The 16,632-nt window shown below is 65.2% G+C and carries 14 protein-coding genes and 1 tRNA gene; 5 read left to right on the top strand and 10 right to left on the bottom strand.

Going from position 1 to position 16,632, the window contains the following annotated elements:
- Nucleotides 1–51: 51 nt before the first annotated feature.
- Nucleotides 52–1,299, bottom strand: coding sequence for a threonine ammonia-lyase (locus OVY48_RS18020; RefSeq protein WP_037477672.1), 1,248 nt, complete (start codon nt 1,297–1,299; stop codon nt 52–54).
- Between the two features lie 97 nt (nt 1,300–1,396).
- Between OVY48_RS18020 and OVY48_RS18015 the strand changes: the two genes are divergently transcribed.
- Both OVY48_RS18015 and OVY48_RS18010 read left to right on the top strand, forming a co-directional pair.
- Nucleotides 1,397–2,266 (top strand): NAD(P)-dependent oxidoreductase, encoded by an 870-nt coding sequence (locus OVY48_RS18015; protein WP_313923851.1) that lies wholly within the window; start codon nt 1,397–1,399, stop codon nt 2,264–2,266.
- A 110-nt stretch (nt 2,267–2,376) separates the two neighbouring features.
- Nucleotides 2,377–4,068 (top strand): amidohydrolase, encoded by a 1,692-nt coding sequence (locus tag OVY48_RS18010; protein ID WP_313923850.1) that lies wholly within the window; start codon nt 2,377–2,379, stop codon nt 4,066–4,068.
- 6 nt (nt 4,069–4,074) lie between these two features.
- Here OVY48_RS18010 and OVY48_RS18005 read toward each other — a convergent pair whose 3' ends face one another.
- From OVY48_RS18005 to tpiA, 6 genes are all read right to left on the bottom strand, one after another.
- Nucleotides 4,075–5,796: an MFS transporter gene (locus OVY48_RS18005; RefSeq protein WP_313923849.1), complete on the bottom strand. Its 1,722-nt coding sequence runs from the start codon at nt 5,794–5,796 to the stop codon at nt 4,075–4,077.
- A gap of 23 nt (nt 5,797–5,819) precedes the next feature.
- Complete coding sequence (locus tag OVY48_RS18000; protein WP_313923848.1) at nt 5,820–6,566, bottom strand: FkbM family methyltransferase; 747 nt, start codon at nt 6,564–6,566, stop codon at nt 5,820–5,822.
- Complete coding sequence (locus tag OVY48_RS17995; protein WP_313923847.1) at nt 6,563–7,708, bottom strand: glycosyltransferase family 4 protein; 1,146 nt, start codon at nt 7,706–7,708, stop codon at nt 6,563–6,565. Before OVY48_RS17995 ends, OVY48_RS18000 begins: the two co-directional genes overlap by 4 nt.
- The gene (locus tag OVY48_RS17990) at nt 7,705–8,982 is read right to left on the bottom strand and encodes a hypothetical protein (RefSeq protein ID WP_313924837.1); all 1,278 of its coding nucleotides are present in this window, start codon (nt 8,980–8,982) and stop codon (nt 7,705–7,707) included. Before OVY48_RS17990 ends, OVY48_RS17995 begins: the two co-directional genes overlap by 4 nt.
- A gap of 14 nt (nt 8,983–8,996) precedes the next feature.
- Complete coding sequence (locus tag OVY48_RS17985; RefSeq protein WP_313923846.1) at nt 8,997–9,749, bottom strand: methyltransferase domain-containing protein; 753 nt, start codon at nt 9,747–9,749, stop codon at nt 8,997–8,999.
- Between the two features lie 239 nt (nt 9,750–9,988).
- A complete protein-coding gene (gene tpiA / locus OVY48_RS17980) occupies nt 9,989–10,741 on the bottom strand; it encodes a triose-phosphate isomerase (protein WP_313923845.1) in 753 nt (250 codons plus the stop codon).
- Nucleotides 10,742–10,945: 204 nt separating this feature from the next.
- Between tpiA and OVY48_RS17975 the strand changes: the two genes are divergently transcribed.
- Nucleotides 10,946–12,895 carry a SurA N-terminal domain-containing protein gene (locus tag OVY48_RS17975; protein WP_313923844.1) on the top strand — a complete coding sequence of 650 codons (1,950 nt, stop codon included), beginning with the start codon at nt 10,946–10,948 and terminating at the stop codon, nt 12,893–12,895.
- Between the two features lies 1 nt (nt 12,896).
- Nucleotides 12,897–14,408: an anthranilate synthase component I gene (gene trpE, locus OVY48_RS17970; RefSeq protein WP_313923843.1), complete on the top strand. Its 1,512-nt coding sequence runs from the start codon at nt 12,897–12,899 to the stop codon at nt 14,406–14,408.
- A 13-nt stretch (nt 14,409–14,421) separates the two neighbouring features.
- Here trpE and OVY48_RS17965 read toward each other — a convergent pair whose 3' ends face one another.
- The 3 genes from OVY48_RS17965 to OVY48_RS17955 form a co-directional block, all read right to left on the bottom strand.
- Entirely contained in the window at nt 14,422–15,147 is a 726-nt protein-coding gene (locus OVY48_RS17965; RefSeq protein WP_313923842.1) for an extensin family protein, read from the bottom strand.
- Between the two features lie 3 nt (nt 15,148–15,150).
- Nucleotides 15,151–15,921 carry an NUDIX domain-containing protein gene (locus OVY48_RS17960; RefSeq protein ID WP_313923841.1) on the bottom strand — a complete coding sequence of 257 codons (771 nt, stop codon included), beginning with the start codon at nt 15,919–15,921 and terminating at the stop codon, nt 15,151–15,153.
- 65 nt (nt 15,922–15,986) lie between these two features.
- Nucleotides 15,987–16,062 (bottom strand) — tRNA-Ala (locus OVY48_RS17955).
- A 117-nt stretch (nt 16,063–16,179) separates the two neighbouring features.
- Between OVY48_RS17955 and OVY48_RS17950 the strand changes: the two genes are divergently transcribed.
- Nucleotides 16,180–16,515: a DMT family protein gene (locus OVY48_RS17950; RefSeq protein ID WP_037476486.1), complete on the top strand. Its 336-nt coding sequence runs from the start codon at nt 16,180–16,182 to the stop codon at nt 16,513–16,515.
- The last annotated feature ends 117 nt before the right edge of the window (nt 16,516–16,632 follow it).

The raw sequence follows: 16,632 nt of genomic DNA, 5'->3' as shown, positions 1-16,632 counted from the left end.
GCGCGTGAAAAGGGCGTTTACCACGAAATATTAACAAAAGGTTGCAGCGGATCAGGCGACCTCGATCGGCGCGACCTCATAGCCCGCTTCGCCGAGCGCGGCGATCAGCCGCTGGAGATGGGCGCGATCGCGCGTCTCGCACTCGACGTCGAGGCTCAAGCCCTTGGCCGGCAGGTTGGTGAAGATGCGCTGATGCGCCAGTTCGAGGATGTTGACCGCTTCCTGATCGAAGATGCGGGCGACATGGAACAGCGCGCCGGGCCGATCCTGCAGGATGATGCGCAGCCGCGCGAGCCGTCCCGACCGGGCGAGATCGCGCAGCAACACGTTGGCGAGCAGCCGCGTGTCGATATTGCCGCCGGTCAGCACGAGGCCGACATTGCGCCCGACAAATTGTTCGCGATAGGTGAGCAGCGCGGCGAGACCTGCAGCCCCGGCCCCTTCGACCACGGTCTTTTCGATCTGGAGCAACAGGCTGAGCGCTTCTTCCAGTCGCCGTTCGGTGACCAGCAGCATGTCGTCCGCCAGCCGTTCGACCACGAGACGGGTGTTGTCGCCAGGCTGCTTGACCGCGATGCCCTCCGCCAGCGTGTCGCCGTCGCAGGGCAGATGCTCGCCCTTGATATAGTCGTACATCGACGGATAGAGTTCCGCCTGCACGCCGATCAGGCGGATGTCCGGCTTCATCGCGCGGGCTGCGGTCGCCATCCCGGAAAACAGGCCGCCACCACCGATCGGGATGATCAGCGTGTCGATTTCCGGCGCATCCTCCAGCATTTCGAGCGCGACCGTGCCCTGCCCGGCCATGATGTCCGGTTCGTCGAACGGATGGATGAAGGTCAGCCCCTGTTCGACTTCCAGCAAGCGGGCATGGGCGTAGGCGTCATCGAATTTCTCGCCATATTGCACGACCGTCGCGCCATGGCCGCGGGTCTGCGTCACCTTGATGATCGGGGTGGTCAGCGGCATGACGATGGTCACGGGGACGCCCAGCCGCTTGCCATGATAGGCAAGGCCCTGGGCATGGTTGCCCGCCGACGCGGCGATCACGCCCTTGGTCTTGGAGGCTTCGTCCAGTTGCAGGAGGCGATTGAGGGCGCCGCGCTCTTTGTACGCGGCGGTGAACTGGAGATTCTCGAATTTCAGATAGACGTTGCAGCCGAGCATCTGGGAGAGCGTCTGACTGATCAGCGTCGGCGTCTTGACGATGGCCCCTGCAATGCGGGTGCGCGCGGCAAGCACGTCATCGACGGTGATGGGCAGCGGCGGGGCGCTCTCGATCTTGGCAAGCGTGTTCATATGGTCGCGCCCTAACGCAAAATTGCGGTGGAAGAAACTGGCACTGTCGGAAAACTGCCCCTATGGCTGGTCGCCACGCACTTATCCTACGAGGCATATGGCTAACATCGCGTTTATCGGCCTGGGCGTCATGGGCGGCCCGGTTGCAGGACATCTGGCGAAGGCCGGGCACAGCCTGACAGTTTACAACCGTTCCATCGGCAAGGCGAAGAGCTGGGCCGAAGCCTATGGCGGAACGGTCGCGACCAGCCCGGCCAAGGCGGCGGAAGAGGCCGAGATCGTGATCAGTTGTGTCGGCACCGATGATGATCTGTCCCAGGTGACGCTGGGCCGCGAGGGCGCGTTTCGGACGATGAAGCCGGGCAGCCTGTTCATCGACCACACCACCGTTTCCGCGCGGATCGCGCGTCAATTGTTCGTCGAAGGCGAAAGCCGGGGCATCCATAGTGTCGATGCGCCGGTATCGGGCGGACAGGCCGGGGCGGAGAATGGCCGGTTGTCGATCATGTGCGGGGGCACCGAGCCCGCCGTGACCGCCGCGAAGATCGTGATGCAGGCCTATGCCGCGCGGATCGTCCATGTCGGCGGTGCTGGCGCGGGCCAGACGACCAAGATGGTGAACCAAATCTGCATTGCGGGCGTCTTGCAGGGCCTGGCGGAAGCGATGCGTTTTGCGCAGGCGGCCGAACTGGACCTCGACACCGTGTTCGAGGCGATTTCGGGCGGTGCGGCGCAAAGCTGGCAGATGGATAATCGATGGAAGACGATGGCGCAGGACAGTTTCGATTTCGGCTTTGCGGTGGATTGGATGCGCAAGGATCTGGGGCTGGCGCTGGAAGAAGCGCGGGCGAATGGTGCGACGCTGCCGGTGACGGCGATGGTCGATCAATTCTACGCCGATGTGCAGGCGATGGGCGGCCATCGGCAGGATACCAGCGCGCTGGTGCGACGGATTATCAGGGCGTGAGGGCGGCTCCGACCTCCGTTCGGGCTGAGCTTGTCGAAGCCTCTCATTTTTCCACACTCCAGACGAAGAAGAAAAGGCCCTTCGACAGGCTCAGGGCGAACGGCTTTGGGATGTTGGGTCTGGGGCTGATCGCTGCCCTCCCCGTCCCCGCTTTCGCATCCGGGGTGATCGACAATGTGAATGGCATTGCGGTCGATCCCAGTGGCAAGGTCGTGCGCTTTGGCGCGCTGTTGATCGATGATGAGGGCAAGGTCGAGAGGCTGATTTCGGGCCGCTATCAGGAACCGGAATATAAGAAGCCCAAAAAACCCAAGCGCGGCCAGCCCTGGCCGCAGCCGCCCAAGGGGCTGTCGTTCAAGCTGGATGCGGGTGGCAAGACATTGGTGCCCGGCATGATCGATGCGCATGGCCATGTCATGAGCCTTGGCCTCTCGCTCATCACGCTCGACCTGTCGGATACAAAGTCGCTGGAAGAGGCGCAGGCGAAGATCCGCGCCTATGCGCAAGCCAGTCCGGGGCGCAAATGGATTATCGGGACGGGCTGGAACCAGGAACAATGGGGCTTGGGCCGCTTTCCGACGGCCGCCGAATTGGATGCGGCGGTCGGTGATATTCCGGTATGGCTCTCGCGTGTCGATGGCCATGCGGGCTGGGCCAATAGCGCCGCGATCCGCGCAGCGGGCGTGACGGCTGCGACCAAATCGCCCATCGGAGGCCGGATCGAGATGGCCGCGGGCAAGCCTGCGGGCGTGTTCGTGGATCAGGCGATGGCGCTGATCGAGAAGGTCGTGCCTGCGCCTGCGCCCAAGGATCGGGACATCGCATTGGAAAAGGCGCAGCGCGCTTTGCTGGCGATGGGCGTCACTGGCATTGCCGACATGGGCACGAGCATCGAGGACTGGCAGGCGTTCCGCCGCTCGGCCGATCGCGGGGCGCTGCGGGTGCGGATCATGGCCTATGCGGCAGGCCTCGACAATATGACGCTGATCGCCGGGCCGGAACCGACGCAATGGCTTTATGACGACCGGCTGCGGCTGGGCGGGATCAAGCTGGTGCTGGACGGTGCGCTGGGATCACGCGGCGCGTGGCTGAAGGCCGACTATGCCGATGCGCCGGGGCAGCGCGGCCTGCCGATGATTTCGGCAACGCAGTTGCGGAATGTGATGAGCCGCGCGGCGATGGACAATTTCCAGATCGCCACCCATGCGATCGGCGACGCGGCCAATAGCGAAATATTGGATGCGATTCAGGAATTGTCGGAAACCTATAAGGGCGACCGGCGCTGGCGGATCGAACATGCGCAGATCGTCAGTCCGGCCGATTTGCCGCGCTTTGCCCAGTTCGGCATCGTCGCGTCGATGCAGCCGGTGCATGAAGCGTCAGACTGGCGCATGGCGACGACCCGCATGGGCGAAGCGCGGCTGGGCGGTGCCTATGCGTGGAAGGCGATGCTCGACAATCGCGTGCCTTTGGCGTTCGGGTCTGACGTGCCGGTGGAAAGTCCCAATCCCTTTGCCGGCATCGCCGTCGCCATGAGCCGCGAGGATGCCAAGGGCGAACCAATGGGCGGGTGGATGCCGACGCAGCGAGTCGGGTTCGACGCGGCGCTTGATGGCTTTACGCGTCAGGCGGCCTTTGCCGGTTTTGCCGAAAAGCGGTTTGGCAGTCTCGTGCCGGGACAGCGGGCGGACTTCCTGCTGATCGACCGGGATATTTCCACCGCACGGCCTGCGGACATTCGGGGGACGCAGGTGCTGGAAACCTGGATCGGCGGCAAGCGGGTGCATGTGAAGGGGCAATAAGCCCTTTCACATCGCGTTGTCGGCGGCGTTCAGCGCGTCTTCGAAGGTTTCAGGGAGTGGCGGCTGGACTGGTTTATCGCAGCCCGCTTCCTTCATATGCGCGCGCAGCGTGTCCATGCGGCTGATATTCCAGCGCGCGAGTGGCACGCCCAACGGGCGAAATTCCGCGCGGTCGAACAGTTCGACGACATAGGATTTGCAGAGTTCGTCGACCTGATCGAGCGTCAACATGCCCAAGTTCATGACCATCGGCTTGCCCGGCACGCCGTTGCGGCCGCGCACCAGATCCGTGACGTAGAGCCCGCCACGCGGATCGATCAGCACCACATCGGCTTGGCTCGAATCGATCAGTCGGTGGCTCGCTGCATAGGGGGCGACGAAGGCGTGGGTGCGCCAGACGAGGAAAATGCTGCCTAGTGCGGTGATGCACAGGCCGATGACCAGCGGGCGCAGCGCGTCCTGCGGGCGGAACCGCGCCCAGCCGAGGCCAGCGAGCAGGCAGAAGGGGCCGATGAAGCCATGGGCGTAGCGGAAGCCCCAGCCATAGCCCTGCGCCAGCGCCAGCATGCAGCCCGCGAAGCAGCCGAGTGCCAGCGGTAGCGCGATCTCCTGCCCCCGGAACATCGCGCGCCAGCGCATCGCGGCCATGCCCAGCACCGCCAGCGGCACCATCAATATGTCGTTCCAGGCGATGTAGCGGCTCAAATTGACGAGTGGCTGCCAGCGGTCGCCGAGCCGCTGGAACAGGCTGCCAACCTTGTCGGCGACTCCGGCGGAGGGACGCACATCTGCGGGAGCGCCCAGCGCATGGAGCAGAAATTCGGGCCAGAGCTTGGCCCAGACGATGACGATCGCCACTAGCGTCAGCGCGTGGAAGGCCGCAACCGTCCAGCGGCGGGCGAGCAGCATCCACAGGATGAAGGGCGCGATGAACAGCGGTGGAAAATGCCATTGGTGCAGCCCCGCCGCGACCAATGCGACTACACCCGCGCTGCCATGGCCGATCACGCCGCCGCGCAGTATCAGCGCGAGCCAGATCATGTTGAGCGCGAAATGGCCGGTCATGGCATAGGGCGTCATCGCCGTGATCCAGAGCTGGCTGGACGAACAGCCAAGCAGCACCGTGACCCACACCGCGTCCGGGCGACCGGGCATCAGCCGCAGCGCCACCCGCCATAGCGCAAGCAGCCCGGCCATCAGCAGCACTGGTCCCGCCAGATTGGGATCGCCCAATTGCCAGAACAAGGCCTGGATCGCGCTGTTCACCGGCAGATAGGCCGCCGTCCAATAATCCGCCGCGCCGAAGGGGGAGAAGAATTCGGGCATGATCGCCCGGCGATAGGGTTCCCATTCGACCGGGATTGGCCGGGCGAACAGCCCTTCGCGCATATAGGCGGCGGCGAAACGCGCGACCTCCTCGTCACGGGAAATGGCGTAATTTTGGAACAGGGCATAATGGCCCGCCCAAGCCGCCAGCCCCATAAGCAGGACAAGAGGCACGATGATGCGCGCGGTCGGGCGCGGCAGGCGGATGCCCTTCCCTTCCGCAAAGGGCGCGGCCAGCGCCAGCAGCAGCAGCGAGCCAATGAGGAGCGGGAAATCCTGATCGAGGAACAGGATGACCGGCAGGCTGATCCCCTGCCTCCAGGTGACATGCCAGACGAAAGTCGCACCCAGCCAGAGCGTCAGGCCGATCGCGCCGGCCAGGAACAGGCGGCGCGCGCTCACGAAGCTGGTCGCCCCGCCCCCGGTCACGCCGCGACCAGCGTCCGGTTGACGAAGATGCCGTCCATTTCGACCAGCAGCGGGAAATGGCCCTTATTATTGGCGAAGAAGGCGGAGGGCACGAAGGCGCGGGTTTCGAGCCAGTCGATCATCGCGCGATAGCCGGTGCCGCCTTCATAAATGGGGCGGACGCCGAGTTCGGTCTGGATGCCCAGCATCTGCGCCAGCGCATCGCCCGCGCCTTCGCACACCGACAGGTCGTGGCCCTGCGTGTCCATCTTCAGGAACGGACGAGCAAAGCCATGCTGCGCCTGCAGATCAGGCAGCACAGAGTCGAGACGGCAGCATTGCATCTCGACCGTCTTGGTCACCTTGTTGCGATCGGCGAAGATGGCATCCTGTTCGTCGGACGGAGCTTTGAGCGAGGAGAATTGATCGGCGGCCATGATGTTGAAGCTGGCGGTGCCGTCAAAGTCGGAGAGCGCCATGTTGAAGACATGCCAATGGCGGTCGGACGCGGCATGGCGCTGCAACTCGGCGAATACATCGGGGTTCGGCTCGAAGGAGAGGATCAGTCCCTTATAGCCGGCATCCTTGCGCAGCATCGTGGCATATTGGCCGCGATTGGCACCGACGTCGAACAGGCAATCGACCGCGAAGGTGGACAGGAAGCGCCTGAGCGCCTGGATTTCGGGATATTGATGCACCCGCCCGGCCAGCGCCAGACGCACCGCCAGCCTGCGGTCGGACAATTCGCGCCAATAGCGGTTCATGCGCGCGCGGCCAGCATGGTTTGATAGATATTCATCGTCGCCACCGCCATGTCGTTCCAGCTTCCCATATTGTCCCCATAGGCGCGCGACGCCTCGCCCTGTTCCTGCCTGATGGCGGCGCTTTGCACCAGCGGCAAGAGGCTGGCGGCCAAAGCGGGGACATTGCCCGCAGGTGCCTTGACTGCCACGCCGTCAGGCAATCGCCCGAACATGCCCGCGTCGGACGTGACCATCGCCTTGCCATGATGGAGCGCCGAGAGGAAGGCACCGCTTGAATCGATATGGCGATAGGGAAAGACCATGATGTCGGCGCGGGCCATATGCGCGTCGAGGCTGCCTTCGGTCAGGAAGCCGAAATCGGTCAGCAGCCGGTCGGCAAAACCTGCTTGCGCAACCTGCGCGAGAAGCGGCGCGACGTCCATGAAGGGCTTGCCCGCGAGCATGAGGTCGAAGTCATGGCCGTCGCGCCAGAGCGAGAGGCAGGCCTCTATCGCGAGATCGACGCCCTTATAGGGGCGGATCGTGCCGAAGAAGAGCAGGCGGGGTTTCGTGGAGGCAGAGACGGCGGCGAGGTCGGCGGCGCTGGCGGCTGCCAGCCGCATCGGCGGGTGCGGGGTGATATGGATGCGGGCGGGGTCGATGCCCTGCGCGATCAGGGCGGCGCGGGTCGTGTCGCCATGGACGATCAGCGCATCCATACTATCCAGCAGAGCGCGATAGCCCCGGCCCTGCAGCCCGGCATCGGCATGATAGGCGTCGGCATTGTGGACGGTGTGGACCAAAGCAGTGCGCCCTTTGAGCCGCTTCAACATCAGACGGTCTGCGGGAGCAAGGGGCAGCCATTGGATGTGGGCTATATCGGCGGCAAGGAGCGGCGTGAGGTCGCCCAGCGCGCAAGTCAGGCCATATTCTGCGGCCTTTGCCAGGCGAAAGGCGCGGCCTTCGCCCAGCCGGTCGCGCAAAGCTTCGCTTCGGCGGAAGAAATGGGGGGCGTAGGCATAGCCGTGCGGCACTATCGCATCGGTGGCGCGCATCGGGCGGCCGAGCAGCGTGACTTGCGCGCCTTGCCCCGCCAGCGCGGCGCAGAGGCTGTCGTCATAGCGCCCGGTGAAGAGCGATGGATCGAGCATCGCGACCTTCATATCCGCGCCAGCCTTTGGAGCGAGAGCAGATGCAGGATGGCCGCGCCGGTGAGGGTCAGCGTGTAGAGGCCAAGGAAGGTGAGGTCGAAGCCTTGAGGTGCAATGGCGAGGGCAAGGGGCGCGCTGGCGAGCGATCCGGCGAGGAAGGGCAGCGAGCGATGCAGCAGGGTCGGGAATCGGCCGAGCGCGCCTTGGGCGTAGACCGAGACGCAGATGATCGTGAGCGCCGCCAAGGCTGCGACGATCAGGGCGAGTTCCGTCCGGTCGATCGTGGCACGACCGTCGAACAGCGTGGTGAAGAGCCAGTCGCCGACGCTCAGCAACAGGGCAGAGAGCAGGAGGGCGAAGACTAGCCCCGCGCCAAGCGAGCGGGCGAGCAGCTGGCGCAGCCTTGCGCGGTCCCCGGCATGATAGGCGCGTGTAATGCGGGGCAAGGCGGCCTCCACGACGGCGCGGACCAGCATCGAAAGGGCACGCGACATTTTGAAGAAAAAGTCGAAGATCAGCATCGGGCGGGCGTCGGACGTCGCCATGGCGATGGTGAAATAGGGCGCATTATAGGCGATGATGTCGGATGCTGTGAACGCGGCCGATGCGCCGATGTCACGCAGATAATGGGCGCGGACATGGCCGCCGCCGACGCGGAAGGCCAGCCAGTGGCGAGTGTTCATCTCCAAGCGCTGGTGGACATGGGCGATGGCCCAGCCGATGACGAGCAGGCTGACCGCCAGTTGCAGCGCGATCGACAGGCGCGGGTCCATGCCCAAGAGGATCGCCAGCAACAGCGCGATCGTCAGCACCCGCCGTCCGCAATCGAGCGCTTCCCACAGGAAATTGCCGTCCACTGCCGCCAAGGCGCGCTTGGCCAGCAAGGCGGGAAGATTGAGGCAGGCCGACAGGAAGAAGAGCAGGAAGAGCAGTGGCATCGCCGTGTCGAACCAGCCGAGCGTCAGCGCCGCGATCAGGATCGCCGTCCCGCCCAGCATGATGAGGCCAAGGAACAGGAACAGCACCCCCATTTCCTCCAGCCGGAAACCGCCGTCCGCCTGATCCCCACCCAGCCAGTGCCGCCGCAACCGGGCGTAGATGATGCTGGTCAGGCCGAACTCAGCCGAAATGGTGAAGTTGCCGAACGCGACCAGCAGCAGGAACGCCTGAAATTCGGCCAGCGGCAGGACGCGGACGAAGACGAAGGTGACGGCAAAGCCCCAGATCAGCACGAGGCCGACATTGGCCAGCTTGACCAGCGCGAGGATGCGGGCGGATGCCTCCATCCGCGCGAGGATGCTCACCGCGTCGCGGCTCCGCCGGGCTTGCGGGCGCGGAACAGCCGGTCGTCCAGCGCATAATAATGGCGCGCGGCAACGTCGATGCTGCTGGCGTCGATTTCTTCCAGGTCGAAGCCCGCCGCGCGGATGCGGTCGGCGATATCGGGGCCATATTGGCGCACATGATCCCATTGGCCAAAGCGGCGCTCGCGTTCGCGTGGCGGGATGTCGAAACTGCCATCCTCGGTCGGCTTGGTCCACAGCGGCACGATCAGCCAGGCTTCGCCGCCCGGCTTCAAGGCGCGGTAGATGTTGCGCAGCACCGCCATGTCGTCGGGCACATGCTCCATCACATGGCTGGCGTAGAACAGGTCGTAGCGGTCGGTGACGGCCAGTTCCATCAGGTCGATTTGCGCCATGTTGGGGACCGTGTAGCGCGACGGATCGAGATCGGCGGGCATATAATAAGCGGCGGCGGCGAACCGGCGGACGAGGCTGGCTTCATTGGGCGCCATATGCAGGATCGCGCCTTCGGTTGGCACGGTCAGGCGGCCATTGGCGATCAGCCAGTTCATCAACCGTTCGCGCGGCGATGCGCCACATTCGGGGCAGCCCCATTCGCCATTGTCGCCATAGCGGAAGAAGCCCACCACGGTCGCGCCACAGGCGGGACAGCCGCGCTTGCGCCGCGCGCCCGCAGCTTTGCGCGCCTGGAGCGCGGTTCGGGTCAGATGCTTGCCGACGGCCTTGGCCACCCGCTGGACAGTAATCACGGCATTCTCCGCTTGGGAACAGGGGATGGGCTATACAATATCGTCGGCGTTTGACGAGGGGGGGGTGAAAGGCCTTGTATATTCTCGAAGGCATCTCCTTGCAGGGGAGGTGGCAGGGCGTAGCCCTGACGGAGGGGTGTCACGCTATCGATGGGGTTACACCCCTCCACCGGCTTCGCCGGTCCCCTTCAACAGAGTCACGTGCCTCTGTTGAACCTTGCAGGGGAGGATTTTTTTCGTCAGTCCACCACCCCATCCGCCGCCGTGATGATGGGTGCGAATTTTTCGGCGGTCAGGCTGGCGCCGCCGACCAGGCCGCCATCGACATCGGCGATGGCCATCAGTTCGGCGGCATTGTCGCCATTCATCGACCCGCCGTACAATATGCGCATGCCTTGCGCTTCGTCGCCGATCCGGCTTGCCAGCGCGGCGCGCAAGGCGGCGTGCATGGTCGCTACGGCCTCCATCGTCGGGATGCGGCCGGTGCCGATCGCCCAGATGGGTTCATAGGCGATGGCAAGCCAGTCCGCCGCTGCGCCATCGGGCAAGGAGGCGAGCAGTTGCGCCGACACCAGCGCTTCGGCGTTGCCCGCGTCACGCACGTCCAGGCTTTCGCCAACGCACAGGATGACGCCCAGGCCCGCAGCCTTGGCCGCCAGCGCCTTGGCCGCGACATCGCTATCGGTTTCGCCTTGGTCCTGCCGCCGCTCGCTATGGCCGACGATGGTCCAGCTGGCCCCCGCTTCGGCCAGCATCGCCGCCGACAGGCAGCCGGTATGCGCGCCGCTTGCCTGCATGTGGCAATCCTGCGCGCCGATGAAGGCACCGCCCTTGCGTGCGTCCGCCGCCGCGATCAGCGTGGCGGGCAGGCAGAGGCCGACCTCTACCGCTGGATGCTGCGCCGCGCGCGCGCCGATGGCGGCGACCTCGTCCAACGCAGCCTGCATCCCGTTCATTTTCCAGTTGCCGACAACCAGCTTGCGCCTGCCCATCGTCTATTCCCCTTATTCTTTATTGCTGCACGTCGCCCCGCCCCCTCCGCCGCGCGCCTGTGTGGCGTCACGCCTCCATCGGAAGGGACATGGACTGGCCAGAGGCGATGAACGGCGCTCGCGCATTTGTCCAGTGCAAGCCTTGCCGCAGCGCGCATCCGCCCTTAAAGCGGGCCGCCATCCCGCCGCAGTTCGGATATTTTCATGCTTTCTGTCTTTCGCCGCTTCATCAAATCCCGGTTCGGGGCAGTGTTCGCGCTGCTATTCTTAGGGACGATCGCCGCTGCCTTCATCCTGGGCGACCTGTCGAGCGGCCAGTTTGGCACCAGCTTTGGCGGTGGCGGCACGGCGGCGAAGGCCAACGGCTACAAGCTGACCGAAACCGAATTGCAGGAGCGGGTGCAGCGGGTGTTCGACAATGCGCGCCGGTCCGACCCCGGTCTTCAGATCAACGATTTCTTCACGCAGGGCGGCGCGGCGCAGGTCTATGACCAGTTGGTCGCTTCGCTGGCGCTGCGCGCTTTTGCCGACGAGCAGGGCATGCATATCTCCAAGCGGCTGGTCGATGCGCAGATCGCGCAAATCCCGGCGTTTCAGGACGCGGCGGGCAATTTCAGCCAGGAAAATTTCCGCAATCTGCTGGCGCGCGAGCGGCTGACGGAAAAGGATCTGCGCGACGATATCAGCCGCGAAATCCTGCAGCGGCAATTGCTGACCCCGATCGGCATGGGCGTTAGGCCGACCGACAGCCTGGTCCTGCCCTATGCCTCGTTGCTGCTGGAAGCGCGGCAGGGCACGGTTGCAGCGATCCCGGCGGTGGCTTTCTTGGACGATAAAGACCCGACCGACGCGCAACTGGCCGATTTCTACAAGCGCAATGCCGATCGCTTCACCATCCCCGAACAGCGGCGCATCCGCTATGCCGTGGTCGATGCCGAGCGTTTCGCGCAAGCCTCGCAGCCAAGCGATGCGGAAATCACCGCCGCTTATAGCCAGAACAAGGCGGCCTATGCCGCCAAGCAGAGCCGGACGATCGAGCAGTTGGTGCTGCCGACGGAAGCCGCGGCCAAGGCGATTGCCGACAAGGTGAAGGGCGGCGCGTCGCTGTCCGCCGCGGCGCAGGGCGCTGGCCTGGCGGTCGCGACGCTGGCCGACCAGACCCCCGCCGCACTGACCACAACGGCGGGCAAGGCTGCGGCCGATGCCGCCTTTGCCGCCAAGCAGGGTGATCTGGTTGGTCCGGTACGCGGGCCGCTCGGCTGGCTGTTGCTGCGTGTGACGGCGGTCAAGGACATTCCTGCCCGCGCGCTGGCGTCGGTGCGCGACGAAATCGTCGCGACCCTGCGCACGCAGAAGGAAAAGCAATTGCTGGCCGACTTTACCGGCAAGCTGGAAGATCAGATCGCCGATGGCGGGACGTTCGAGGAAGTGGTCAAGGATAATGGCCTCAAGCTCGAAACCAGCCCGTTGCTGCTCGCCACTGGCAAGCAGGTCGAGGATCAGGCCTATGTCGTGGCGCCCGACGTGCAGCCGCTGCTGGCACCCGCTTTCGCGATGAGCGCCGACGACGATGCGCAGATGGTGCCGATCACCCCGGACAAGCGCTATGCGCTGATCGCGCCGGGCGAGATCGTCGCCGCTGCGCCGCCGCCGCTGGCCAAGGTCAAGCCGATCGTGCAGGCGCAATATAAGCTGAACGCCGGCAACGATAAGGCCAAGGCGTTAGCCGAACAGATCCGCGCCAAGGTGGCCAAGGGCATGAAGCTGGCCGACGCGATCGCGCAGGCGGGCGTCAAGCTGCCCGCGCCGCAGACGCTGGGTGGCAAGCGCGCCGACATCATGCGCGGCGAGCAGCGCCCACCGGCCGAAATCGCCATCCTCTTCTCGATGGCGGCGAACACGGTCAAGACGCTGCCGATCGGCCAGGATCGCGGCTATTTCGTGGTCCAGCTCAACGCGATCGAACGGGGCGATGCCAAGAATCAACCCGAATTGATGGCGCAGATGCGCGACCAGCTCGGCGAAGTGATCGGCCAGGAATATGGCCAGCAGTTCGAGCGCGCGGTCGAAAAGCATCTGAAGGTCACGCGCAATGCCAATGCGGTCGAAGGCGTGCGCAGGGCGCTGGCCGCCACCACCAGCGGCGACCAATAAGATGATCGCAGGCGGGGGCGACGCAGCGGCGCGGGCGGCGTTGGAGCGCGGCGAGTCCGCGCTGGTGTGGCGGCGGCAGATTGCCGATACCGACACGCCGATTTCCGCCGCGCTCAAATTGTTCGAGGCCGATCGCGGCGACTATCTGCTCGAATCGGTCGAGGGCGGCGCGGTGCGTGGCCGCTACAGCCTGATCGGTCTGGCCCCCGACCTGGTGTTTCGGGCGCATGGTCAAAGCGCTGCGATCAACCGCGACTGGGCGACCGACCGTGACGCCTTCACGCCGCTGGAGACTGGCGCGCTCGACGCGCTACGCGATCTGGTTGCCGAATGCCGGGCGGAGATGGACCCCGCGCTGCCCGCGGCGCTGGCCTGCCTGGTCGGCTATTTCGGTTATGAGACGGTGGGCCTGGTCGAGAAGCTGCCCCGCCCTGCCCCCAATCCGATCGACCTGCCCGACATGCTGTTCGTGCGGCCGACCGTCATCCTGATCTTCGATCGCTTGGCCGACCAACTCTATCTGGTCGCGCCGGTGTGGAAGGGCAGTTTTGCCGACGCGGATCGCGCCATCGCGCAGGCGCTGGAGCGGATCGAGGCCACCGCCGCGCGGCTGGCTGCGCCGATCCCGGCTGCCCCCGCCCCGGCCGACATTGCCGACGTTGCGGTGACCCCGGTGCTGGAGCCGGGCCGCTATGCCGCCATGGTCGATCGCGCCAAAGAATATATCGTTGCGGGCGATATTTTTCAGGTCGTGCTGGCACAGCGTTTCACCAGCCCCTTCACCCTGCCGCCGATCGCGCTTTACCGCGCGCTGCGGCGGATCAATCCGTCGCCCTTCCTCTATTATCTCGACCTGCCGGGATTTGCGCTGATCGGTTCCAGCCCCGAAATCCTGGTCCGCGCGCGCGATGGCGAAGTCACGATCCGGCCGATCGCGGGCACCCGCCCGCGCGGCAAGAATGCGGTGGAGGATGCCGCCAACCGCGAAAGCCTGCTCGCCGATCCCAAGGAGCGGGCTGAGCATCTGATGCTGCTCGACCTTGGCCGCAACGATGTCGGCCGGGTGGCTACCGCTGGCAGCGTGACCGTGACCGACAGCTACACCGTCGAATTATACAGCCATGTGATGCATATCGTGTCCAACGTGGTCGGTCGCCTGGCGCCGGAGAAGGATGCGCTCGATGCCCTGTTCGCTGGCTTTCCGGCGGGCACCGTGTCCGGCGCGCCCAAGGTGCGCGCTTGCGAGATCATCGCCGAACTGGAACCCGAAACGCGCGGCGCTTATGCGGGCGGCGTCGGCTATTTCGGGCCGGACGGCAATATGGACAGTTGCATCGTCCTGCGTACCGCCGTGTTGAAGGATGGCGTGATGCATGTGCAGGCGGGTGCGGGCATCGTCGCGGATTCGAACCCCGACTATGAACAGCGCGAGTGCGAGGCCAAGAGCGGGGCGTTGTTGGCGGCGGCGCGCGAAGCCGTGGCGTTGGCGCGGGATGCGGGGTTTGGGCAGTAAACGGGGCTAAGGCTTATCGACACGCCCGCCATCCGGTCGCGCCGCGTTCGGCCTGGTCGAGATGGAAATGGTCGCGGTGCGCGGCGTTATAATCGGGTGACAGGACGGTCGAAAACAGGTCGCACGCCCCGTCGCGCACGGCGCGCAGGAATTGCGCATCCTCGCCCTCACCTTTCCAGTCGCGCAGCACGCTGATGCTGCGGCCGTCGGCCAGGGTGAAGCCGGCGACGTCGAGTGCATCGGCGGTCGCATGTTCGCTGAAATCGCCTTCGCTGCGGCCATACATGCGGCGGCAGCTATAGCTGCCCAGATGGCGCATGGACCGCACCGGCTGGCCATAGATGCGCTGGGCGGCGGGCTGGACGACCTGCCACTCCCATAGTTTGAGCGCGGCGACGACCGGGCAGGACGGCGCGACCGACGCCGGGGCCAGCGCGATCGCGTCTTTCTCCGCGCGCAGCCGCACCGCATCGGCATAGGCGCACTGGTCCGCACCACCCGGCTGCACCGCGACATAATCGACGCCCGCCCGGTCGAGCAGCGCGCGGCATTGCGTCGCATCGCCGGTCAGCGCGGTCAGCTTGCGCCCGGTGAACATGCCGATCGGTTGGCTGAGGTCCAGCTCAGTCCAGGGCATGTCCTGCGGCCGCTGCCGCACCAGCGCATAGCCGAGCAGCAGGAGAAACAGCAGGATAGCGAGCAGGACGAGGCGGCGAAGGGTCACATGAAGTTTGCGCATGGCTCAAGCACGCCTGACCCGGCGCATAGGTTCCGACGTGACCGGATATCCCAGATGATCGGGGATGCATAAATGCCGCTCGCCATCCCGCTCCTCCTGCCAGGGCCGTACTTTTTCGACCGGATAGGCGCGCGCATGGGCGACGAGGTCAGCATGGTTGGCGCACAGGGCCAGCCGCTCCAGATTGCGCCGGGTCGGATAGATCACCTTCCCCTCCCCCGCATCGCATTGCGCCAGCGTGGCCGCCGCGCCGCTCCAGAACAGCTTTACATTTTCGGTCGTATCGACGGTGGCCATCTGTCCGTCCGGCGCGCGGGCGATGTAGAAGCGCGTGTCGAAGATCCGCGTCGCCTGATCGAAGGGCGCGGGATGCCAGCGGGCAAAGGGCGTCAGCGCATCGAACGCGACTTCCAGCCGATGCCGGTCGAGCAACGCCCCCAGGCCAACGCCTTCGCGCAAGCCGTCGCGCAGGCGCAGCACGGTGGCGGCGTCCACAGCGCCTTGCAAGCCCACGCCCAGCCCCGCTTCCTCGATCGTCTCGCGAATCGCGGCGATGCGTGCGGCGGCCTCGTCCTGCTCCAGTCCGTGATCGATCCGCGCGGCCAGGTCATGATCGTCGGCGTCAACCGCGCCGCCGGGAAAGACCAGCGCGCCAGCGGCAAAGGCCATGGTGCTGGCCCGTTCCATCATCAATATATCCGGCGGCCCATCGGCCCGGTCGCGCACGATCACGACGGTGGCAGCCGGACGGCTGCGCTGTTCCAATTCTGTCATGAAACCGCCTTAGGCGCGCGGGGCGCTGGCGGTAAAGTCCTTCGAGCAACCCCAAAGGGAGGGGTTGGTGGAGCCTAGCGGGATCGAACCGCTGACCTCGTCATTGCGAACGACGCGCTCTCCCAGCTGAGCTAAGGCCCCAAAGGAGCGCTGCCTATAGGCGAGGGATTTGGCGCTTGCAACGGTCTTTTTGCACGATCGCTTGCGCCGCCGCCGTGCGCGGTGCCAAAGCGTTCGCCCGTCCCAAAAGAGGCCCCTATGCCGACCATCGCCCTGCTGATCATCTCCAATGTCTTCATGACCATCGCCTGGTATTGGCACCTCAAGGGCGGGATGGAAAAGCCGATCCTGCTGGTCATCCTGATCAGCTGGGGCATCGCGCTGGTCGAATATTGTTTTGCCGTTCCCGCCAACCGCATCGGCTATGCCCATGGCTGGAGCGCCGGGCAGTTGAAGGTCGCGCAGGAAGCGATCGCGCTGGTCATCTTCGGCGGCTTCATGGTGACCGTGCTGGGTGAACCGCTCCACTGGCGCCACCTCGCCGCCTTCGCCTGCATCATGGGCGCGGTGGGATTTTTGTTCGTGGGGAAATAGTCGCAGAACCTGCCGTCGTATCTCGCACGAAGGTCTGACCTAAATGAATTCTGTTGATTTGGATCAATAATAACGACTAGCCTACCACCAATTCTGTCATCCCATCTACGGAAGTCC

This window comes from Sphingobium sp. SA2 (genome assembly GCF_032227065.1).
GTDB lineage: Bacteria > Pseudomonadota > Alphaproteobacteria > Sphingomonadales > Sphingomonadaceae > Sphingobium.
This window is presented reverse-complemented; position numbering and strand designations above follow the sequence as displayed.